The 19,288-nt window shown below is 60.2% G+C and carries 15 protein-coding genes and 2 tRNA genes; 10 read left to right on the top strand and 7 right to left on the bottom strand.

Annotated elements, in window-relative coordinates:
- The first annotated feature begins 23 nt into the window (after window positions 1–23).
- Both ACNA7R_RS05435 and ACNA7R_RS05430 read left to right on the top strand, forming a co-directional pair.
- Window positions 24–683: a protein-L-isoaspartate(D-aspartate) O-methyltransferase gene (locus ACNA7R_RS05435; protein WP_416282543.1), complete on the top strand. Its 660-nt coding sequence runs from the start codon at window positions 24–26 to the stop codon at window positions 681–683.
- 56 nt (window positions 684–739) lie between these two features.
- On the top strand, window positions 740–1,483 hold the full coding sequence (locus ACNA7R_RS05430; RefSeq protein WP_416282542.1) for a protein-L-isoaspartate O-methyltransferase family protein: 744 nt from the start codon (window positions 740–742) through the stop codon (window positions 1,481–1,483).
- 24 nt (window positions 1,484–1,507) lie between these two features.
- Here the strand turns inward: ACNA7R_RS05430 and ACNA7R_RS05425 are convergent, their stop codons facing one another.
- The 5 genes from ACNA7R_RS05425 to ACNA7R_RS05405 all read right to left on the bottom strand — a co-directional run bounded on the left by ACNA7R_RS05425 (window position 1,508) and on the right by ACNA7R_RS05405 (window position 5,066).
- Window positions 1,508–2,527: a right-handed parallel beta-helix repeat-containing protein gene (locus ACNA7R_RS05425; protein WP_416282541.1), complete on the bottom strand. Its 1,020-nt coding sequence runs from the start codon at window positions 2,525–2,527 to the stop codon at window positions 1,508–1,510.
- Window positions 2,528–2,869: 342 nt separating this feature from the next.
- On the bottom strand, window positions 2,870–4,009 hold the full coding sequence (locus tag ACNA7R_RS05420) for a right-handed parallel beta-helix repeat-containing protein (RefSeq protein ID WP_416282540.1): 1,140 nt from the start codon (window positions 4,007–4,009) through the stop codon (window positions 2,870–2,872).
- A 331-nt stretch (window positions 4,010–4,340) separates the two neighbouring features.
- On the bottom strand, window positions 4,341–4,754 hold the full coding sequence (locus tag ACNA7R_RS05415; protein WP_416282539.1) for a group I intron-associated PD-(D/E)XK endonuclease: 414 nt from the start codon (window positions 4,752–4,754) through the stop codon (window positions 4,341–4,343).
- A gap of 148 nt (window positions 4,755–4,902) precedes the next feature.
- Window positions 4,903–4,975, bottom strand: a tRNA-Asp gene (locus ACNA7R_RS05410).
- A gap of 18 nt (window positions 4,976–4,993) precedes the next feature.
- Window positions 4,994–5,066: transfer RNA gene (locus ACNA7R_RS05405), tRNA-Asp, on the bottom strand.
- 305 nt (window positions 5,067–5,371) lie between these two features.
- Between ACNA7R_RS05405 and ACNA7R_RS05400 the strand changes: the two genes are divergently transcribed.
- The 8 genes from ACNA7R_RS05400 to ACNA7R_RS05365 all read left to right on the top strand — a co-directional run bounded on the left by ACNA7R_RS05400 (window position 5,372) and on the right by ACNA7R_RS05365 (window position 14,747).
- Window positions 5,372–5,599, top strand: coding sequence for a DNA-directed RNA polymerase subunit H (locus ACNA7R_RS05400; RefSeq protein ID WP_416282538.1), 228 nt, complete (start codon window positions 5,372–5,374; stop codon window positions 5,597–5,599).
- Entirely contained in the window at window positions 5,600–7,174 is a 1,575-nt protein-coding gene (locus ACNA7R_RS05395) for a DNA-directed RNA polymerase subunit B'' (protein ID WP_416282537.1), read from the top strand.
- Between the two features lie 6 nt (window positions 7,175–7,180).
- A complete protein-coding gene (gene rpoB, locus ACNA7R_RS05390; RefSeq protein WP_416282535.1) occupies window positions 7,181–9,010 on the top strand; it encodes a DNA-directed RNA polymerase subunit B in 1,830 nt (609 codons plus the stop codon).
- Between the two features lie 6 nt (window positions 9,011–9,016).
- On the top strand, window positions 9,017–11,944 hold the full coding sequence (locus ACNA7R_RS05385; RefSeq protein WP_416282534.1) for a DNA-directed RNA polymerase subunit A': 2,928 nt from the start codon (window positions 9,017–9,019) through the stop codon (window positions 11,942–11,944).
- Window positions 11,937–13,136, top strand: a complete 1,200-nt coding sequence (gene rpoA2, locus ACNA7R_RS05380) for a DNA-directed RNA polymerase subunit A'' (protein WP_416282533.1) — start codon at window positions 11,937–11,939, stop codon at window positions 13,134–13,136. Before ACNA7R_RS05385 ends, rpoA2 begins: the two co-directional genes overlap by 8 nt.
- 3 nt (window positions 13,137–13,139) lie before the next feature.
- Window positions 13,140–13,571: a NusA-like transcription termination signal-binding factor gene (locus ACNA7R_RS05375; protein WP_416282532.1), complete on the top strand. Its 432-nt coding sequence runs from the start codon at window positions 13,140–13,142 to the stop codon at window positions 13,569–13,571.
- Between the two features lie 136 nt (window positions 13,572–13,707).
- The gene (locus tag ACNA7R_RS05370; RefSeq protein ID WP_005554545.1) at window positions 13,708–14,136 is read left to right on the top strand and encodes a 30S ribosomal protein S12; all 429 of its coding nucleotides are present in this window, start codon (window positions 13,708–13,710) and stop codon (window positions 14,134–14,136) included.
- Between the two features lie 2 nt (window positions 14,137–14,138).
- Entirely contained in the window at window positions 14,139–14,747 is a 609-nt protein-coding gene (locus tag ACNA7R_RS05365) for a 30S ribosomal protein S7 (RefSeq protein ID WP_416282531.1), read from the top strand.
- Window positions 14,748–14,794: 47 nt separating this feature from the next.
- On the opposite strand, the gene ACNA7R_RS05360 is transcribed toward ACNA7R_RS05365, so the two are convergent.
- Entirely contained in the window at window positions 14,795–16,828 is a 2,034-nt protein-coding gene (locus ACNA7R_RS05360) for a hypothetical protein (protein WP_416282529.1), read from the bottom strand.
- 326 nt (window positions 16,829–17,154) lie between these two features.
- Complete coding sequence (locus ACNA7R_RS05355; protein WP_416282528.1) at window positions 17,155–19,227, bottom strand: hypothetical protein; 2,073 nt, start codon at window positions 19,225–19,227, stop codon at window positions 17,155–17,157.
- Between the last annotated feature and the right edge of the window lie 61 nt (window positions 19,228–19,288).

Below are 19,288 nucleotides of genomic sequence, written 5' to 3'. Positions count from 1 at the left end.
TCCGCGAGCCCGTAGGTTCCGCCATGTTCGATCGATTCAGCTCCGACGGCTCCGACGACGATTACGAGACCGCTCGCGAGCGAATGGTTCGAACGGTCGCAGACCGGGTCGACGACGACCGGGTCCTCGAGGCCCTCCGGGCGGTTCCGCGCCACGAGTTCGTCCCGCCCGATCGGCGCGGGGACGCCTACCGGGATCAACCGCTTCCAATCGGCGACGGCCAGACGATCAGCGCGCCCCACATGGTCGCGATCATGGCCGACCGGCTCGAGTTCGAGCCCGGCGAGGACGTCCTCGAGATCGGCACCGGCTGTGGCTACCACGCCGCCGTCACTGCCGAGCTCGTCGGCGCGGAGCACGTCTACAGCGTCGAGTACGGCGCGGACCTCGCCGAGCAGGCGCGAGAACGGCTCACCGAGACGGAATACGGCGACGTCTCGATTCGCGTCGGCGACGGCCGCGAGGGGTGGGCCGACCACGCACCCTACGACGCGGCGTACTTCACCTGCGCGACGCCGTCGTTTCCGGATTCGGTCGTCGAGCAGGTCCGGCCCGGCGGACGGCTGCTCGCACCGGTCGGAACCGGCTTCCAGACACTGGTGCTGGCCGAGAAGCGCGGAGACGGGAGCCTCGAGCGCAGCGAACACGGCGGCGTTCGGTTCGTTCGAATGCGAGGGGAGTAGTCCGTCGTTGCGCGGGCGGGCGCGTAGTTGATAATGCTCCGTCCGCTACCCCGGGTATGGACCCTGCGGTACTCCGCGAGGACATGGTCGACGGCCTCGAATCCCCCGCCAAGGGGGTTCTCACGGACGAGGCCGTCGCCATCGCGATGCGGGACGTTCCCCGCCACGCCTTCCTCGAGGACGACCACTCGGCTTACGCCGATCGCGAGCACGAGGTCCTCGAGACTCGCGTCCTCGCGCCGAGTACGGTCGCCCGCCTGTTCGAGGCGCTCGCCCTCGAGGACGGCGACGACGTGTTGATCGTCGGCGCCGGCGTCGGCTACACGGCGGCTGTGGCGGCCGAGATCGTCGGCGAGCAGCGCGTCCACGCCGTCGATATTTCGCGCCCCCTGGTCGCCGAAGCGCGAGCCAACCTCGAGCGGGCCGGCTACGAGGGCGTGCTCGTCGATCGCCGTGACGGCGCGAACGGACTCCCGGAGTACGCTCCCTTCGATCGGATCCTGCTCGAGGCGGCCGCGGTCGACCCGCCGCGACCGCTGCTCGATCAACTCGCCGACGGCGGCCGGCTCGTTCTCCCTCGCGGCACCCAGCCCCAGCGACTCGCGGCCGTCGACGCCGACGGCTCGAGCGAGGTGTTCGAGGCGGTTTCGTTCGATCCGCTCCTGCTCGAGGGCGAGCAATCGGGTGCCGTCGAACGGAATCGGACGAACCGTGAGGACCTCGAGTACGCTCGGCAACGGGCGGAGTCGCGAACGGGCTGGGAGCAGGAGTGGATCGCGTGGGACGACCGACTACGCTGATCGGACCTCCCGCCGCGTCGATTCTTAGCGCTGGGCGCCGACGTCCTCGAGCGGAACTTCGGAGAACGGATCGAAGTAGACGTTAGAGACGCCCGCATCGAGCGATTCGGAGATGGCGTCGCCGTCGCCGTCTGCCGGCTGTCCCGTCTCGGGATCCATGAACGGTTCGTCCGCTTCCTCGACCCGCTGGCGCCACTCGACGGTGACGCGACTCGAGGGGCCGTTAGCTGCTCCCCAGTAGTTGTCCGTCGCGTCGACGGTTCCCTGCATGGGCGGCCAGTACTCGTCGTCCGCTTCGAACCCCTGCTCAGTACCGGCCTCGATACCGTAGTGGTCGTTGTAACAGATGTGGCTCTCCGAGACGTCTGTGTGCGTTTCCCAGGCGGACGCAGTGATACCGTTGCCGTTGCCCACGATCCGACCGGAGTCGATACTCGCTCGGCTCCCGTGGCCAACGTGGATCCCCGCCCCCGTTCTCTCACCGTCCCCCTCGCGTCCGTTTTGTCGCATGGTACAGTTTTCCAGAACCGCGTCCGATCCACCCCAAAAATCGGGGTTCCCGTCTAGATGGATGCCTCTCCAGTTGTCCTCGACGAGACAGTTCTCGAGGGTCCCACCGTCGACGTAGAACTCGAATCCGCTGTCGTTTTCGGCGGCAGTAATGTTCCTGTAGCGCCCTCCCAGACTGAGCTGCGCGTAGATACCCGCGTTCCCACCGCGAAGTTCGACGTCCTCGATAGTCGTCTCCCAGTTTACTTCCTGACCGCCAGGATCCGGATTGACGACGATACCGCTCGGGCGTGCGGGTCGTCCGAAGCGCTCGACCGTCGCCTCGCTGACGTCGATCGTATGGGCGTTTCCACGGAGCGTAACGCCGTCGGAGTCCACGACGACGCAAGCTGGCTGGTCCAGCGAATCGGGCTCGAGGTCCGCGACGAGTTCGTATTCGCCCGGCTCTTCGATCACCGTCGGCGAGTCGATCGGCGTCGGACTATCGTCGTCCGAGGCGGCGACCGACGTGCTGGCGGCAAGTCCCAGACCCACAGCGCCGACGGCTCCGATGAAAGCGCGACGAGTTCGATCGTGACTCGAGTTGGTTTCGTGAACCATGCCGCTTCCCTTTCACTCACGGTGTCTTAACTCACGACCTTGCAATAAATTCGAGCTATAGTGATTGTTTGTCCATACGACTCTTGCTTGGGTTGACAGTCACCAGGAGAGACGGTGTCGAATGGCCGCCATCGGTACGCCAATCGGCTGAACGCACGCTGGAGCCGATTTCGAAACGGGATGCTGGAACGAGATGTTTTCGGCCGTACAGTTCGCGGCGCGGTCAGCGCTCGGCTCTCGAGCGAACGCGCTCGAGCGAGCAGGTCGAGTCGCGTCTCAGCGACGATCGCCGACGTCCTCGAGGGGAGTTTCGGAGAACGGATCGAAGTAGACGTTGGTGACGCCGGACTCGAGGGATTCGGAAATGGCGTCGCCGTCGCCGTCTGCCGGCCGTCCGGTCTCGGGGTCCGTAAACGGTTCGTCGGGTTCGATGAGTTCCCGTCTCACCCCTCGACCGTGTCGGTAGTTCTGGCTGAGGCGACTCGAAGGGCCATTAGCTGTACCCCAGTAATTGCCCGTCGCCTGAACGCGAGGTTGTCTGGGCGACTCCCGCTCGTCGTCGTCGGCTAGATATAGCTGGCCTTCGATCCCGTACTGATCGTTGTAGCAGATGTGGTTCCCCTCGATGACTGCGTTCGCGTCCCAGGCCGAGACCTGGATACCGTTGCCGTTTCCGACGATACGGCTGGATCCGATCTGCGCGTCGGATTGATGACTAACCCAAATCCCATGTCCCTTGTCCCTTCCCGGAGACGGGTACCAGGTTCCGTTCGCCTCCACCGTACAGTTCTCCACGTCTATTTCCGAACGGCGTCCCCAGTCTTGGACACTCGCTTGCACGTACACTCCTCGATAGTTCTCCGTTATCGTACAGTCTCGGAGTCGACCCGTATCGGAAGCAAACCAGAGTCCGTTCTCATTTTCCGTAGCCGTGATTTCGCTAAACCTTCCCCCGCCGCCTATCCTCGAGAAGATGCCACAGTACCCGCCGCGGAGTTCGACGTTTTCGATCGTCGTATCCCAGTCCACGGATCGGTTCGGACCCCAGGGGCTGTTCCGCGGGGGTCGATTAAGAGTGATGCAACTGGGGTCGATACGTCCTGGATCGAACGAACCGGACGTTATGTTACCTAAATCGATCGTGTGACCGTTCCCGTACAGAGTGAACTCTCCGTGTTCGTCCTGAAGATTGACCACGATACAGCCCCGTTGGTCGAGTTCCTCCGGCTCGAGGTCCGCGACGAGTTCGTATTCGCCCGGCTCTTCGATCACCGTCGGCGAGTCGATCGGCGTCGGATCGCCGTCGCTCGAGGCGCCGACCGACGTGCTGCCGACAAGTCCCAAGCCCGTAGCGCCGACGGCTCCGATAACGGCTCGACGGCTCCGGTCGCGACTCGAGTCGGTTTCGTGAACCATGCCGCTTCCCTTTCACTCACGGCGTCTTAACTCACGGCCTTTCGATAAATTCGGCCTGCGGTGGTTGTCTGTAGATACGACTCTCGACCGGGCTGATACCCGATCGGTGAACTCGTCGTCGGATAGCCGTTATCGGTACGCCGACCGATCGAACGCCGGCTCGAGGAATCTCGAAACCGGCTACCGAACTGAGATGTCTTTCGCCGAACACCTCACGAGACGGTCGTCGGTCGGTGGCTGGGAGGGCGCCCTCGAGTGGAAGTGAACCGATCTGGTAGGAACGAGAACGGATCAGGTTGGACAAACGTGACGGAAACAGCCGATCATACGATCAGGGACAGTTCTCGCTGAACTCGTAGTCGGCTGCCCAGTTAATCGACGGATGGTCGATAGCAGCATCGAACCGGAGCTCCATCTTTTGTGTTGTCGCCTCGTTAACCGATATCCAGTAGAGCTGATCCGTTTCCGGATACCGAACACAGAACGCGTCGATTTCCTCTCGGTAGGTCTGTTCGTGATACTCTCCGTTCTTGGTTGTCTGTGAATGGGTGTTAAATCGGATCGTTCGTGGTTTGTTCTGCCACGCGGTCTTACACTGGACTCGATGTAACGTCACTCCATCATCGACTACGAGATCGTACTTATCGTTGTCACCGAACGGGACCGAGACGCTGTATCCGGCTTCTATGAGCCGTGAAGCGATTTTAATTTCTGTCTCGTCTCCCTTCTCTTTCGAGTTCCGCATCGTGGTTCGTAACTATAGATGTAATTTGGTTTAATAATAGGGATGGCCACGACTACTGATTCTGGAAAACCATGAACGCACTTGATTGAACCCGTCTGTTCAAGTTGTTCGTAACACAGCAGGCGGACCGCCCGCGATATTGAGAAAGCGCCCGGAGCGGGATTTGAACCCGCGTCACAACCGTGACAGGGTTGTATGATGGGCCACTACACCATCCGGGCAGGCAAGTCGCAAGAAAGCGCCCGGAGCGGGATTTGAACCCGCGTCACAACCGTGACAGGGTTGTATGATGGGCCACTACACCATCCGGGCTTGCTTGCGGCGTCTTGCGACGCATTTCTCCGTTTCCCGGTGAGAGTATTAAGGCTTTCCAATCGTGAAACGTGTGGTAGGACGAACCGGGACACGTCCGCTCCAGAGGCGTCCACTTTCACTCCCCACAAGGAATATAACCGAGAACGGGCTACGTACGAACGTGACAGATAGTTCCGGTCAAGTTCGCCAGGCCGGATAGCCGCGCTTTTGAGTCGAGTTAGTAACCGTTAAATGCGTCCCGCCGCTACGTGCCTGTAGTATCTCGTGACAGCCGCTTCTCTCCCGATAGCCCGCACCAACACATGGTAGACGTAAGCCAACACGAACTCGTTCCGGAACACACCGTCCTCGAGGAGGACGTCCTCGAGGAGGTTCTTTCGGAGTACGACATCGACCGCACAGACTTACCGAAAATCAAGCGCAAGGACTCCGCTCTCCCGGACGAGGCGGAAGTCGGCGACGTCATCAAGATCGTTCGGAACTCACGCACAACCGACCAGGCAGTCGTATACCGACTTGTGGTAGAATAAATGTCAATAGAACTTGATCGCTCGAAACGACGGGACATCTCGCGCGAATACTTCTCGAAGGAACGGCTCGCAGAACACCACTACCGATCGTTTAACGCCTTCCTCAACCGAGGGATGCAGGAGGTCGTCGACGAGAAGGAGACGATCGACACCGACATCGGCGACAAGGAGGGCGAGGAACCGGTACACGTCAAGCTTGGCGATGTCCGCGTCGTCACGCCCCGTGTTCGGGAGGCCGACGGCTCCGAGGAGCTGCTGTACCCTCAGGAGGCCCGACTCCGGAACATCACCTACTCCGCGCCCGTCTTCATGGAGATGTCGATCGTCAAGGGCGAGGAGGGCGACCAGCGGGTCGTCGACTCGACCGAGACGAAGATCGGCCGCATGCCGATCATGGTCGGCTCCGACAAGTGTAACATCGCCGGCTTCAGCGACGAGGAGCTGATCGAGATCGGCGAAGACCCCGCCGATCCCGGCGGCTACTTCATCGTCAACGGCTCCGAGCGCGTGCTGATGACCAGCGAGGACCTCGCGCCGAACAAGATCCTCGCGGAGTACGACACCAAGTACGGTGACGAGATCCAGGTCGCGAAGACCTTCTCGCAGCGCCGTGGCTACCGCGCACTCGTGCTGTGTGAGCGAACCCGGAACGGGCTGCTCGAGGTCTCGTTCCCGTCGGTGTCGGGATCGATCAACTTCGTCACGCTCGTTCGGGCGCTGGGCCTCGAGAGCGACGAGGAGATCGTCCACAAGGTCTCGAACGACCCCGAGGTCGTCAAGTACATGCTCGAGAACCTGGAGGAAGCGGAGGTCCAGACCGAGGAGGAGGCGATCGAGGAGCTCGGAAAGCGCGTCGCCTCCGGCCAGGGGAAGAACTACCAGCTCAAGCGGGCCAACTACGTCATCGACCGCTACCTCCTGCCACACCTCCACGAGGAGGGTGTCGACGAGGAGGACGTTCGGATCAACAAGGCTCACTACCTCTGTCGGATGGCCGAGGCCTGCTTCGAGCTCGCGCTCGGTCGCCGCGAGGCCGACGACAAGGACCACTACGCGAACAAGCGACTGAAGGTCAGCGGCGACCTGATGCGGGACCTGTTCCGGACCGCGCTGAACAAGCTGGCCCGGGACGTCAAATACCAGCTCGAGCGCGCGAACATGCGCAACCGACAGCTCTCGGTCAACACCGTCGTCCGTTCGGACGTGCTGACCGAACGTCTCGAGCACCCGATCGCGACCGGAAACTGGGTCGGCGGCCGCTCCGGCGTCTCCCAGCTGGTCGACCGCACCGACTTCATGGGCGTGCTCTCACACCTGCGCCGACTGCGCAGTCCGCTCAGTCGCTCGCAGCCACACTTCGAGGCGCGAGACCTGCACGCGACCCAGTGGGGTCGCATCTGTCCCTCCGAGACGCCGGAGGGGCCGAACTGTGGACTGGTGAAGAACTTCGCCCAGGCGATGGAGCTCTCCCAGAACATCGAGGACGAACAGGAACTCAAACGCGAACTCGCCTCGATGGGCGTCGAGGGGATCCCCGGTCTCGAGGGTATCGAGCGATCGACCGCAGACGACTGATCAACAATGAGCAGCCAACAACGAGAAGCGAAAGTCTACGTCAACGGGTCGCTGGTGGGGACCCATCCCGATCCGCACGAACTGGCCGAACAGATCCGCGAAGCGCGACGCATCGGCGACGTCAGCGAGATGGTCAACGTCTCCGTCAAGGAGCGCACCCGAGAAGTGATCGTCAACGCCGACGCCGGCCGCGCGCGGCGACCGCTGTTGGTCGTCGAGGACGGCGAACCCCGTATCTCGGACCAGGAACTCGAGGCGCTCCAGGACGGCGACCTCGAGTTCGAGGACCTGGTCGAGCACGGCTACATCGAGTTCATCGACGCCGAGGAGGAGGAGGACATCTACGTCGCCGTCGACGAGGACGACCTTGACGAGGATCACACCCACCTCGAGATCGATCCGCAGCTGATCTTCGGGATCGGTGCGGGGATGATCCCCTACCCCGAGCACAACGCCTCACCCCGGATTACGATGGGTGCGGGGATGATCAAGCAGTCGCTCGGACTGCCGAGCGCGAACTACCGGATCCGTCCGGACACGCGCCAGCACCTGCTGCACTACCCGCAGCTCTCGATGGTCAAGACCCAGACCACCGAGCAGATCGGCTTCGACGAGCGACCCGCCGCCCAGAACTTCGTCGTCGCCGTCATGAGCTACGAGGGGTTCAACATCGAGGACGCGCTGGTTATGAACAAGGCCAGCGTCGAACGCGCGCTCGCCCGCTCGCACTTCTTCCGGACCTACGAGGGCGAGGAACGACGCTACCCGGGCGGCCAGGAGGACCGCTTCGAGATTCCGAGCCAGGACGTCCGCGGTGCCCGCGGCGAGGAAGCGTACACGCACCTCGACGAGGACGGTCTCGTCAACCCCGAGACGCGAGTCGACGAGAACTCCGTCCTGCTCGGGAAGACGAGCCCGCCGCGGTTCCTCGAGGAACCCGACGACATGGGCGGTCTCTCGCCCCAGAAGCGCCGCGAGACCTCCGTCACTATGCGTTCGGGCGAGTCCGGAGTCGTCGACACCGTCACGCTGATGGAGGGCGAGGACGGCTCGAAGCTCTCGAAGGTCTCCGTGCGCGACGAACGGATCCCCGAACTCGGGGACAAGTTCGCCAGCCGCCACGGCCAGAAGGGGGTCGTCGGCCACCTCGCACCCCAGGAGGACATGCCCTTCACCGAGGAGGGCGTCGTGCCCGACCTCGTTCTGAACCCCCACGCCCTGCCGTCGCGGATGACGGTCGGTCACATCCTCGAGATGATCGGCGGCAAGCTCGGCGCCATGGAGGGTCGTCGCGTCGACGGCACCCCGTTCCTCGGCGAGGACGAGGACGAACTCCGCGAGGGACTCGAGCAAAACGGATTCAATTCCGCCGGCAAGGAGACGATGTACTCCGGGATCTCCGGCGAGAAGATCGAGGCCGAAATCTTCGTCGGGATCATCTTCTACCAGAAGCTCTACCACATGGTCTCGAACAAGCTCCACGCCCGTTCCCGGGGCCCGGTGCAGGTGCTGACCCGCCAGCCGACAGAGGGTCGCGCCCGCGAGGGTGGACTCCGTATCGGGGAGATGGAACGCGACGTCTTCATCGGCCACGGTGCCGCGATGACTCTGAAGGAGCGACTGCTCGACGAGTCCGACCGCGAGTTCATCCACATCTGCGGCCAGTGCGGGATGAGCGCGGTCGAGAACGTCGAACAGCGCCGGGTCTACTGTCCGAACTGCGACGAGGAGACGGACATCCACGAGATCGAGATGAGCTACGCGTTCAAGCTCCTGCTGGACGAGATGAAGGCGCTGGGTATCGCGCCGCGACTGGAACTGGAGGACGCCGTCTAACCCACCATGCAAAACAGCACACCAAAAGACATCGGATCGATCAACTTCGGGCTCATGGAGCCCGAGGAGTACCGGGAGATGAGCGCGACGAAGATCATCACGGCCGACACCTACGACGACGACGGCTTCCCCATCGACATGGGACTGATGGACCCCCGGCTGGGCGTCATCGACCCCGGACTCGAGTGTAAGACCTGCGGGAAGCACTCCGGCTCGTGTAACGGTCACTTCGGCCACATCGAACTGGCCGCGCCCGTCATCCACGTCGGCTTCACGAAGCTTATTCGTCGGCTCCTGCGGGGGACCTGTCGGGAGTGCTCGCGGCTCCTGCTGACCGAGGACGAACGCGGGGAGTTCTACGATCAGATCGACGACTCCCGGAAGCTCGGCCGCGACCTGAACGACGTCACGAAGGCCGCCATCCGGCAGGCCCGAAAGAAGGATCGGTGTCCCCACTGCGGCGAGATCCAGTACGACATCGACCACGAGAAGCCGACGACCTACTACGAGGTCCAGCAGGTCCTGACCAGCGAGTACTCCCAGCGTATCGCCGGCGCGATGCAGGGCGACGAGGAGGCCGGCGTCGAGCGGACGACGCCGGACGAACTCGCCGAGAAGACCGAGATCGACATCGGTCGGATCAACGAAATCCTCTCGGGCTCGTTCCGCCCGCGCGAGAGCCAGCGCAAGGCCATCGAGAAGGCCCTGGACATCGACCTCACGGAGGAGGACACGAACAAGCTGATGCCCAGCGACATCCGTGACTGGTTCGAGGCCATCCCGGACGAGGACATGGAAGTTCTGGGGATCAACCCCGAGCGATCCCGCCCCGAGTGGATGATCCTGACCGTCCTCCCCGTACCGCCCGTAACCGCGCGGCCGTCGATCACCCTCGACAACGGCCAGCGCTCCGAGGACGACCTCACGCACAAGCTGGTCGACATCATCCGGATCAACCAGCGGTTCATGGAGAACCGCGAGGCCGGCGCGCCCCAGCTGATCATCGAGGACCTCTGGGAGCTGTTGCAGTACCACGTCACCACGTTCATGGACAACGAGATCTCGGGGACGCCGCCGGCCCGTCACCGCTCCGGCCGTCCGCTCAAGACCCTCTCCCAGCGACTCAAGGGCAAGGAGGGTCGGTTCCGGGGCTCGCTGTCCGGGAAACGCGTGAACTTCTCGGCCCGAACCGTCATCTCGCCGGACCCGACCCTCTCGCTGAACGAGGTCGGCGTCCCCGACCGCGTCGCCAGCGAGATGACCCAGACGATGAACGTCACCGAGCGCAACGTCGAGGAGGCTCGCCGGTACGTCTCGAACGGCCCCGAAGCCCACCCCGGCGCGAACTACGTCCGGCGTCCCGACGGTCGCCGACTGAAGGTGACCGAGAAGAACTGCGAACAGCTCGCCGAGAAGGTCGATGCCGGCTGGGAGGTCAATCGCCACCTCGTCGACGGCGACATCGTCATCTTCAACCGGCAGCCGTCGCTGCACCGGATGTCGATCATGGCCCACGAGGTCGTGGTCATGCCGTACAAGACGTTCCGGCTGAACACCGTCGTCTGTCCCCCGTACAACGCAGACTTCGACGGCGACGAGATGAACATGCACGCGCTGCAAAACGAGGAGGCCCGAGCCGAGGCCCGCGTCCTCATGCGCGTTCAGGAGCAGATCCTGAGCCCGCGCTTCGGCGAGAACATCATCGGCGCCATCCAGGACCACATCTCGGGGATGTACCTGCTGACCCACGACAACCCCCGGTTCAACGAGACCCAGGCGCTGGACCTGCTGCGTGCGACCCGAATCGACGAACTGCCCGAACCCAGCGGCATCGACGACGAGGACGAGCCGTTCTGGACCGGGTACGACGTCTTCTCGGAGCTGCTCCCTGACGACTTGAGCCTCGAGTTCACCGGTACCGTCGGCGACGACGTCGTCGTCGAGGACGGACAGCTCATCGAGGGAACGATCGCCGAGGACGAGGTCGGCGAGTTCGGCGGCGAGATCGTCGACACGATCACGAAGGTCTACGGCAACACCCGCGCCCGGATCTTCATCAACGAGGTCTCGACGCTCGCGATGCGGGCGATCATGCACTTCGGGTTCTCGATCGGGATCGACGACGAGACCATCCCCGAAGAAGCACAGGCCCGAATCGACGAGACGATCGAGGACGCCAACGACCGCGTCGAGGAGCTTATCGAGGCCTACGAGCGGGGCGAACTCGAGAGCCTGCCCGGCCGGACGATCGACGAGACCCTCGAGATGAAGATCATGCAGACGCTCTCGCGTGCGCGTGACAACGCCGGGAACATCGCCGACGAACACTTCGACGACGACAACCCGGCGGTCGTCATGGCCGAATCCGGCGCCCGCGGTTCGATGCTCAACCTGACCCAGATGGCCGGCGCAGTCGGCCAGCAGGCGGTTCGGGGCGAGCGAATCAACCGCGGGTACGAGGACCGTACCCTCAGCCACTACAAGCCGAACGACCTCTCGGCCGAGGCTCACGGCTTCGTCGAGAACTCCTACACCAGCGGGCTGACCCCGCGGGAGTTCTTCTTCCACGCGATGGGCGGCCGCGAGGGACTGGTCGACACCGCCGTCCGTACCTCGAAGTCGGGATACCTCCAGCGCCGGCTGATCAACGCCCTCTCCGAGCTCGAGACGCAGTACGACGGCACCGTCCGGGACACCTCGGACACCATCGTCCAGTTCGAGTTCGGCGAGGACGGCACGTCGCCGGTCAAAGTTTCCTCCGGCGACGACAACGACATCGACGTCGAACGGATCGCCGACCGGGTGCTCGACTCCGAGTTCGAATCCGACGCACAGCGCGATGAGTTCCTCGGCATCAGGACCGAGCCGACGAACCTCTCGGAGCACGCCGACGACCGACTCGTCGAGGGAACGGAGGTGACCTCCGATGACTGAGGTCGACTATGCCGTCGACGACGATACGATCGCCGTCGTCGAGGACACCGACCTTCCCCGCCGGCTCAAGGACAAGGTCTACGAAACGCTCGAGGGCCGCGGCGACGCCACTGTCGAGGACGCTGACGAACTCGCGAAAGCGGTCGAAGCGCGATACCTCGATACGCGCGTCGATCCCCTCGACCCCGTCGGCACCGTCAGCGCACAGTCGATCGGCGAACCCGGAACGCAGCTGACGATGAACACGTTCCACTACGCTGGCGTCGCGGAGATCGACGTCACGCAGGGGCTGCCGCGGCTGATCGAGCTGGTCGACGCCCGGAAGACCCCGGACACGCCGATGATGACGATCCACCTCGAGGACGAGTACGCCACCGAGCGCGAGAAGGCCCACGAGGTCGTCTGGAAGATCGAGGCGACGAAGATCCTCGCGCTGGGTGACGTCTCGACGAACGTCGCGGACATGCGGGTCCAGATCTCGCTCAACGAGGACACCCTCCAGGAGCGGATGATCACGCCCGAGGAAGTTGCCGAGATCATCCAGGATAACCTCGGCGTCAAGGCGATCCAGCAGGGAACCCAGATCGAGTTCGGTCCCGAGGAGCCATCGTACCGGGACCTGCTCCAGCTCGTCGAGGAACTGCGCGAGATCACGTTCAAGGGGATCGAGGACATCTCCCGGGTCGTCATCCGACGGGAGGAACTCGACGACGGCAACGAGGAGTTCGTCCTCTACACCGAGGGCTCGGCGTTCGGCGACGCCCTCGAAATCGAGGGCGTCGACGCCTCCCGATCGACGTGTAACAACATCCACGAGATCCACCGCAATCTCGGGATCGAGGCTGCCCGCGAGGCGATCATCGAGGAGACGAACAACACGCTCGCAGAACAGGGCCTCGACGACGTGAACGTCCGCCACCTGATGTTGGTCGCGGACATGATGACCAACCGCGGCGAGATCGAGTCGATCGGCCGCCACGGTATCTCGGGTTCGAAGGACTCGGTCCTCGCCCGCGCGGCGTTCGAGGTGACGGTCAACCACCTGCTCAACGCCGCGATCCACGGCGAAGTCGACGATCTCGACGGCGTCACGGAGAACGTCATCGTCGGCAAACCGATCAAGCTCGGCACCGGTGACGTCGATCTGCGGATGGGGTCGACGACCTCCAGCAGCGATAGCCGAGCGGACTGATCGATGGCGGTAACCCTCGACGACGACGCTCGGCAGTATCTCGCCCGCTTCGAGGACGTAACGGACGTCGCCGGCCAGGACTGTCTCGTCGACGAACGCGACGGCGAGGAGCGGTTGATCGTTGTCGTCGAAAGCGGTCGGATGGGCGATGCGATCGGTCCCGACGGTCGGACCGTCCGTCGTTTCGAAACGCAAGTCGATCGGTCGGTTCGCCTCGTCGAGGACGCCGACAACCCCGAGACGTTCGTCGCGAACACGCTCGGACCGGCAGCGGTCTACAACGTCACGATCAGCGAAAACGACGATACCGTCGCCTACGTCGAAGTCGCCGAGGAGGATCGGGGCGTCGCGATCGGCAGCGACGGCCGAACGATCGACGTCGCTCGACGACTCGCCGACAGACACTTCGATATCGACGACGTCCAGCTGATCTAACTCCGACCCTTCGAGAGGTTTTCTCGAGCGACGAAACGCCCTCAGAATCCTTCGTTACCCCCAATCGAGCGTTCTCGCGGCGTAATCCCGTCTCCAAACAGGGACGCTTAAGTGTCTCCGACCGATAGCGACGAGCATGGCAAACGGCAAGTACGCCGCGCGCAAGCTCAAGAAGGACCGCCAGAACCAGCGGTGGTCCGACTCGGACTACGCGCGCCGCGCCCGTGGACTTCGCGAGAAGTCCGACCCCCTCGAGGGGGCCCCACAGGCTCGAGGTATCGTACTCGAAAAGGTCGGCATCGAAGCGAAACAGCCCAACTCGGCGATCCGAAAGTGTGTCCGAGTGCAGCTGATCAAGAACGGAAAACAGGTCACCGCGTTCTGTCCCGGTGACGGCGCGATTTCGTTCATCGACGAACACGACGAAGTCACCATCGCCGGTATCGGCGGAGCGAAGGGCCGCGCGATGGGTGACCTGTCGGGTGTCAACTACAAGGTCGAGAAGGTCAACGGCGTCTCGCTCATCGAACTGGTTCGCGGTAACGCTGAGAAACCGGTGCGATAACGATGGCTGCAGAAGACCAACCCGACCCCGACGCGCCAGCGGGTGACGCGGACGTCTCCGCGAAGCTGTTCGGAACGTGGGAGATGGGCGAGATCGAGTACGCCGATCCCTCGACCGAACGCTACATCCAGGTGACGCCGGTCGCTCACACCGCCGGCCGTCACGCCAGCAAGCAGTTCAAGAAGTCCCAGATCTCGATCGTCGAGCGGTTTATCAACCGCCTCATGCAGACCGAGGACAACACGGGCAAGAAACAGCAGTCGCTGAACTTCGTCCGCGACGCGTTCGAGCTCGTTCACGAGCGCACCGAGGAGAACCCGGTGCAGGTACTCGTGACGGCCGTCGAGAACGCCGCGCCGCGCGAGGAGACGGTTCGACTGAAGTACGGCGGAATCTCGGTGCCGAAGGCGGTCGACGTCGCTCCGCAGCGTCGCGTCGACCAGGCATTGATGATGCTTGCCGAGGGCGTTTACAAGGACTCGTTCAAGACCTCCACGTCGGTTCCGGAAGCGATCGCAAACCAGCTCGTCGGCGCGGCTAACTACGACGTGCAGACGTACGCGATCAGTCAGAAAGAGGAGAAGGAACGCGTCGCGGCCGCCGCACGCTAAGGCGCTTTATTTTCTGACTTTTAGAACGGACTGTACAGCCGTTGCTACTAACTGAAGAGATCTATATCTTTGAATTTGATTTCGTCGCCCATTTTGATACCATCCTCCAGAAGGACGACAGCCTCGCTCATGTCGGTGATCTTCGGGAGATCCGATTTCACGGTTTGAACTGGTCCGATCTCCTTCGGTATCAGATGGTACGCGTCCGTTGAACTGAGATGTGGTTGATACGTGCCGCCAATCTGGAACCTGGACTTCGTATACACCTTTAGACAGAACTGGTGACGCTCTCCATCTCGTGAAATCGAGAACCGTATCGGTAGACCTGCTCTGGACTGAGAGACTGCCGTAGTTCCCTTACCGATGATCTGATAGTTTTCTCCAGCAGCACACTCCTCACGCACAATGTTAGCCGCTGCGTAGAGAGGAAACCCCTGATTCAGTAGCTGTGCAATCGTGCTTCCTGTATGTATGGCATCGATATTGTCGATATCTTCTAATGTTACGATTCCACCGATGCTTCCCTTTTCAAGGAGTGCCGTTCCTTGGTCGTACGACTGGCAGGAATTGAGCAAGAAAGCATCCATGCCGACGTCTTCGAGCGACCAAGCGTCGAGATGGCCGTCGGTACATCTGAACCCCTTTCCGTCTGTATGGCCGATGTAGTGGACGAAATCGCTCGTTTGTTCGAAGACTGCTGCTAGTTCAGACACGGTAAGCTCGTAGTGTGTCGTGACTTCGAACGAAAGATCCTCTCGATTGCCGTACGTGCTATAGAGGGCCACGAGTTCTTCTCCCATTTCCGGATCATTACAGACAACCTCGATTTCGATCGGATCGGCTCGGACCGTCCTGTTGATGTCGTTGTAAAACGCCGAAAGCGGTACCTTGGCCGTGATGTCCGGGAGACGTCCATCGGTCCAGCACTGTTCGATGCTTCGGTCTAGTGAGGAGTTCGCTTCGGTAGATGCGGTCGTGTCCTTTCGAACTGTCCCTGCTGCTGGGCCACTTTCAGTACTCCTGGGCCGGCCCGGTTCGGTTTTAACGACTGTGAGGTCCTGAGCTAAAAACGGTAGATACGGAATCTCGTCTTCCGTGGAGTGTAGCACGGACGTACGCCAGTCAGGGAGATATGGTTCGATTGCCCCGAACGAAACGTCGAGATACGTTCGAAGTCGCTCGGCTGGCGACTGGTTGTATATCGACTCCATATCGAGCGCTAGCACCGACTCGAGTTCGTGTCGTTCTTGAAGGGGGTTCGATGAGGGGCCTGCCACTCGAACGAGCGAATCGAGAAAGAGCGTTTGCTTTAATAGACGCTCGACGATAGATTCGAAGCCTCGGTCTCCGGATAAGGAGAACGTCTGGCCTGACCCCATTACGAGGCGCGGAGCAGAACCGTGTCGGACCGTCGCTCCGAGATAGTACGCAAGCGGCGTAACGACGAATATCGAGCGGAGATCATCCGGTACTTCGATACTGATTCCCGTTTCTGGTGGGTCGAACTGGGAGGGAACGTCCAACTTTTGACCGACTTCTATTGTTGGGGGATGACCGCGAAGCGTAGGATAGGAGCGTTCGGGCCTCGTTGTTTTGAGTGCCGAGCTAAACGCTGATACAGCTTGCATAACGTCCTTCGGATTAGTCGTCGTCATAATCGATCCTGCCGGCTGAGTATGGTAGGATCGTGCGCCGAGAACTACTTTTGTCGGACCACCGAACTCGATACGCGTCCGTTCTACGTCTGAAGAGATCTCGACGCTGCTATCGACGTTCGCATACAATTTTATCGGCCCAGAAATATCGAGCGAATATTCATCTCCTGGAAGAACTGTTTTGCCGTGCAGATCCGACTCCGCGAGCATCACCCCTGCTCTGTCGTAAACATACACTGCACTTTTTGCCGGGAGTGTGAGGGCATTGGTCGTGATCTCGACCGCATTATCGATTGGATACGGTATCGTTGTTTCTTCAATTTCTTTTGGTTGGACTGGGCTGTCAGTGATGAGCTGATACCGCCTCCGCTCAGTCATATCGATAACCTCTATGCCATCTTCAGTCGGCTCGAACATCGGGTTCATTGTCGTCAGAGAGTGCAGGTTTCGGCAGTCACCCTGTTATATATTCAACACGCCATTATGTATTATGCATCCTACATAGGGGGATTATTTATATTCATTTGACCTTTTAGAACTTCAAAATACAGAATGGATCTATGATTTCCTTGTAAGTTATATTAAAATAAATTCATTACTTGCCGGCACAATGGTCTACGTGTACCATGACGGACCTGACCCACTACCTGAAGAAGCACCCACGAATGATCGGCGTCCTGTTCACGATGCTGCTGGCCATTTCGCAGGTCAGTACAGTCGCGGCAAACAACTCAACCTACACTGGCCCGTAATTACCACAACGAACTGATCGTCACGTTGTCGCTCCAGTAAACGCTCCCGTCGACTATTATTGGAAACTGCCCTTGATTAGAAAACTCCTCAAGCTGTGGTTCTTCTATGGACATTTGGCCCGTTTCACCAGGCACAACATAGTAGCTGTTAATCGAACCCAGATGGGGGGTGCTTATCGAACCTTTTTCTGCTTGGATAGAATTATATATCTTCATATTCATTAAGTACTTTCCATTCCGCTTCTCTATACTACATACATTAGGTGCTTCGAGGTCAGATTGGGCAATCGTGGTCTTGCCGTCACCCACCATGTAATACTGCTGACCGACTAACGTTTCGTTCTGAGCGATGTCTAATGCGCCATACAACGGAAACCCCTGGTTCAGGAGTTTTGCAATAGCATTTCCGACCTCAACTGCCCCACTATTAACGACATTACCACGTGTCACGATTCCGCCGACACTTCCTGCCTCAATCAGACGAAGGCCTTGCGTATATGACTGACATCCATTTAGAAAGAACGCTTTTATATTCGACTTTTTGATTTCTGATCCACTCAATCTATCATTCTCACATCGAAAACCATCTTTGTCGATATGTCCAATATAATGTAGGAAGTCGCTCTTCGTCACCAGTACCTCTTTAAATTCACTTGTAGATATATTGTGATGAACTGTAACGTCGAACGGTAGTTCGTCTCGATCACCATAGGTATCGTTGACGAATTCGGATTCCTCACTCATGGTATTGTCATTACAAACGACTTCAATATCGATTGGATCATCATGAGGAGTTCTACCGATACTATTTTTAAAGGCCTCCAATGGCGCTGTGCTGGCGATATTACCACCGTTCGAACTATTCCATAACTGTCGTATTAATGGAGATGCAGAAGTATCATTTCGAGTTGATTCTGGTGTCGTATTTCGGGCCTGCTCCGTATTTCGAGTGCGACCGCTTCGAGTAAAGTCGGAGATCGTTTGCGCTTCCTCTGAAACGGTCGGTGGCTGCTTTTTTGTTTCGTTTATTCTGACTGCCGCGAGATCATTAGCAATAAATGGAAGAAATTCGGTTACCTCTGGTCTCGATCCGATATGTGTTTCGAATCGCCAGTTCGGAATCGCTGCTTCCAACTCGGAGAAGGGAATCCGGAGATAGCTTCGGATTTGCTTAACTAACGGCTGCTCGTATATGTTTTGTATACTATGGTTGAATAACGGCTCTATCTCTTCTCGTTTCTGAAGCGGAAGTGGTGTCGTTCCTTCTGTCCTTACAACTGTATCAAGAAAGAAAATTTGCTCGAGGATTCGTTCGACAGTCTTTTCGAATCCCTCCGGCCCGACGAGAGTATGAGTATATCCTTCGTCAGTTAATAAGAGAGGTTCGGTGCTTGGTACGATTTCTGCTCCAAGATAGTACACCAGTGGGGAAACGACGAAGATCCGTTCGAGTTTCTCTGGAACTCCAATTTTGATACCAGTGTCCGGAACCGTCAGTCCGTCAGGAACGTCCAATTCGTCCCCTAATTCGACCGCAGGCGGGTGTCCGCGTAGAGTTGGATACGAGCGCTCTGCAGTCGTTGTTTTCAACGCCGAGCCAAACGCCGATACGGCATGCATCACGTCAGTCGGTGCTGCTGTAGTCGTAATTGTTTGCGAGGGACGAGTGTGATAGGAACGTGCGCCGAATATCACCGACGATGGTCCGTCTAGCGTGATATGTGTTCGCTCTGGATCGGAGTATACTTGGAGAGAACTATTGACGCGAGCATAGACCTTTAGCGGTCCCGAGAGATCAAGCGTATACTCTCCCTCGGGCAGACACGTCTGTTCGTCCGGTTTCACTTCGGCGACCATCGCCCCGGTATCGTCACGGACGTATACGTACTGAGTCGTCGGAAGCGTGAGCGTATCGGTCGTGATTTTGACCGCCGAATCAACCGGATACTGAATCTCGTCGGTATCGGCGGGCTCGAGCGACACCGGGTCGTGAGTTGTCAACCGATACCGGTGGCGTTCGATCCGGTCGATAATCTCGAGTCCGTCGGCTGTCGGCTCGAACGTCGGTTTCATCCGCGAACCTGCCCCGTCGTTCCGTCCCGAGTACCGGCCATCGAGTACAGTGCGTCTCCAG

The organism is Natronococcus sp. (assembly GCF_047921035.1).
Lineage (GTDB): Archaea > Halobacteriota > Halobacteria > Halobacteriales > Natrialbaceae > Natronococcus.
The sequence above is the reverse complement of the archived record's forward strand: the minus strand, read 5'-3'. Positions and strand labels throughout refer to the sequence as shown.

Excerpts from the sequence above, each read along its gene's own strand:
- ACNA7R_RS05435 (WP_416282543.1), top strand. The coding sequence starts at position 24 with ATGTTCGATCGATTCAGCTCCGACGGCTCCGACGACGATTACGAGACC.
- ACNA7R_RS05430 (WP_416282542.1), top strand. The coding sequence starts at position 740 with ATGGACCCTGCGGTACTCCGCGAGGACATGGTCGACGGCCTCGAATCC.
- ACNA7R_RS05420 (WP_416282540.1), bottom strand. The coding sequence starts at position 4,009 with ATGGTTCACGAAACCGACTCGAGTCGCGACCGGAGCCGTCGAGCCGTT.
- ACNA7R_RS05415 (WP_416282539.1), bottom strand. The coding sequence starts at position 4,754 with ATGCGGAACTCGAAAGAGAAGGGAGACGAGACAGAAATTAAAATCGCT.
- ACNA7R_RS05400 (WP_416282538.1), top strand. The coding sequence starts at position 5,372 with ATGGTAGACGTAAGCCAACACGAACTCGTTCCGGAACACACCGTCCTC.
- ACNA7R_RS05395 (WP_416282537.1), top strand. The coding sequence starts at position 5,600 with ATGTCAATAGAACTTGATCGCTCGAAACGACGGGACATCTCGCGCGAA.
- rpoB (WP_416282535.1), top strand. The coding sequence starts at position 7,181 with ATGAGCAGCCAACAACGAGAAGCGAAAGTCTACGTCAACGGGTCGCTG.
- ACNA7R_RS05385 (WP_416282534.1), top strand. The coding sequence starts at position 9,017 with ATGCAAAACAGCACACCAAAAGACATCGGATCGATCAACTTCGGGCTC.
- rpoA2 (WP_416282533.1), top strand. The coding sequence starts at position 11,937 with ATGACTGAGGTCGACTATGCCGTCGACGACGATACGATCGCCGTCGTC.
- ACNA7R_RS05375 (WP_416282532.1), top strand. The coding sequence starts at position 13,140 with ATGGCGGTAACCCTCGACGACGACGCTCGGCAGTATCTCGCCCGCTTC.
- ACNA7R_RS05370 (WP_005554545.1), top strand. The coding sequence starts at position 13,708 with ATGGCAAACGGCAAGTACGCCGCGCGCAAGCTCAAGAAGGACCGCCAG.
- ACNA7R_RS05365 (WP_416282531.1), top strand. The coding sequence starts at position 14,139 with ATGGCTGCAGAAGACCAACCCGACCCCGACGCGCCAGCGGGTGACGCG.
- ACNA7R_RS05360 (WP_416282529.1), bottom strand. The coding sequence starts at position 16,828 with ATGAACCCGATGTTCGAGCCGACTGAAGATGGCATAGAGGTTATCGAT.
- ACNA7R_RS05355 (WP_416282528.1), bottom strand. The coding sequence starts at position 19,227 with ATGAAACCGACGTTCGAGCCGACAGCCGACGGACTCGAGATTATCGAC.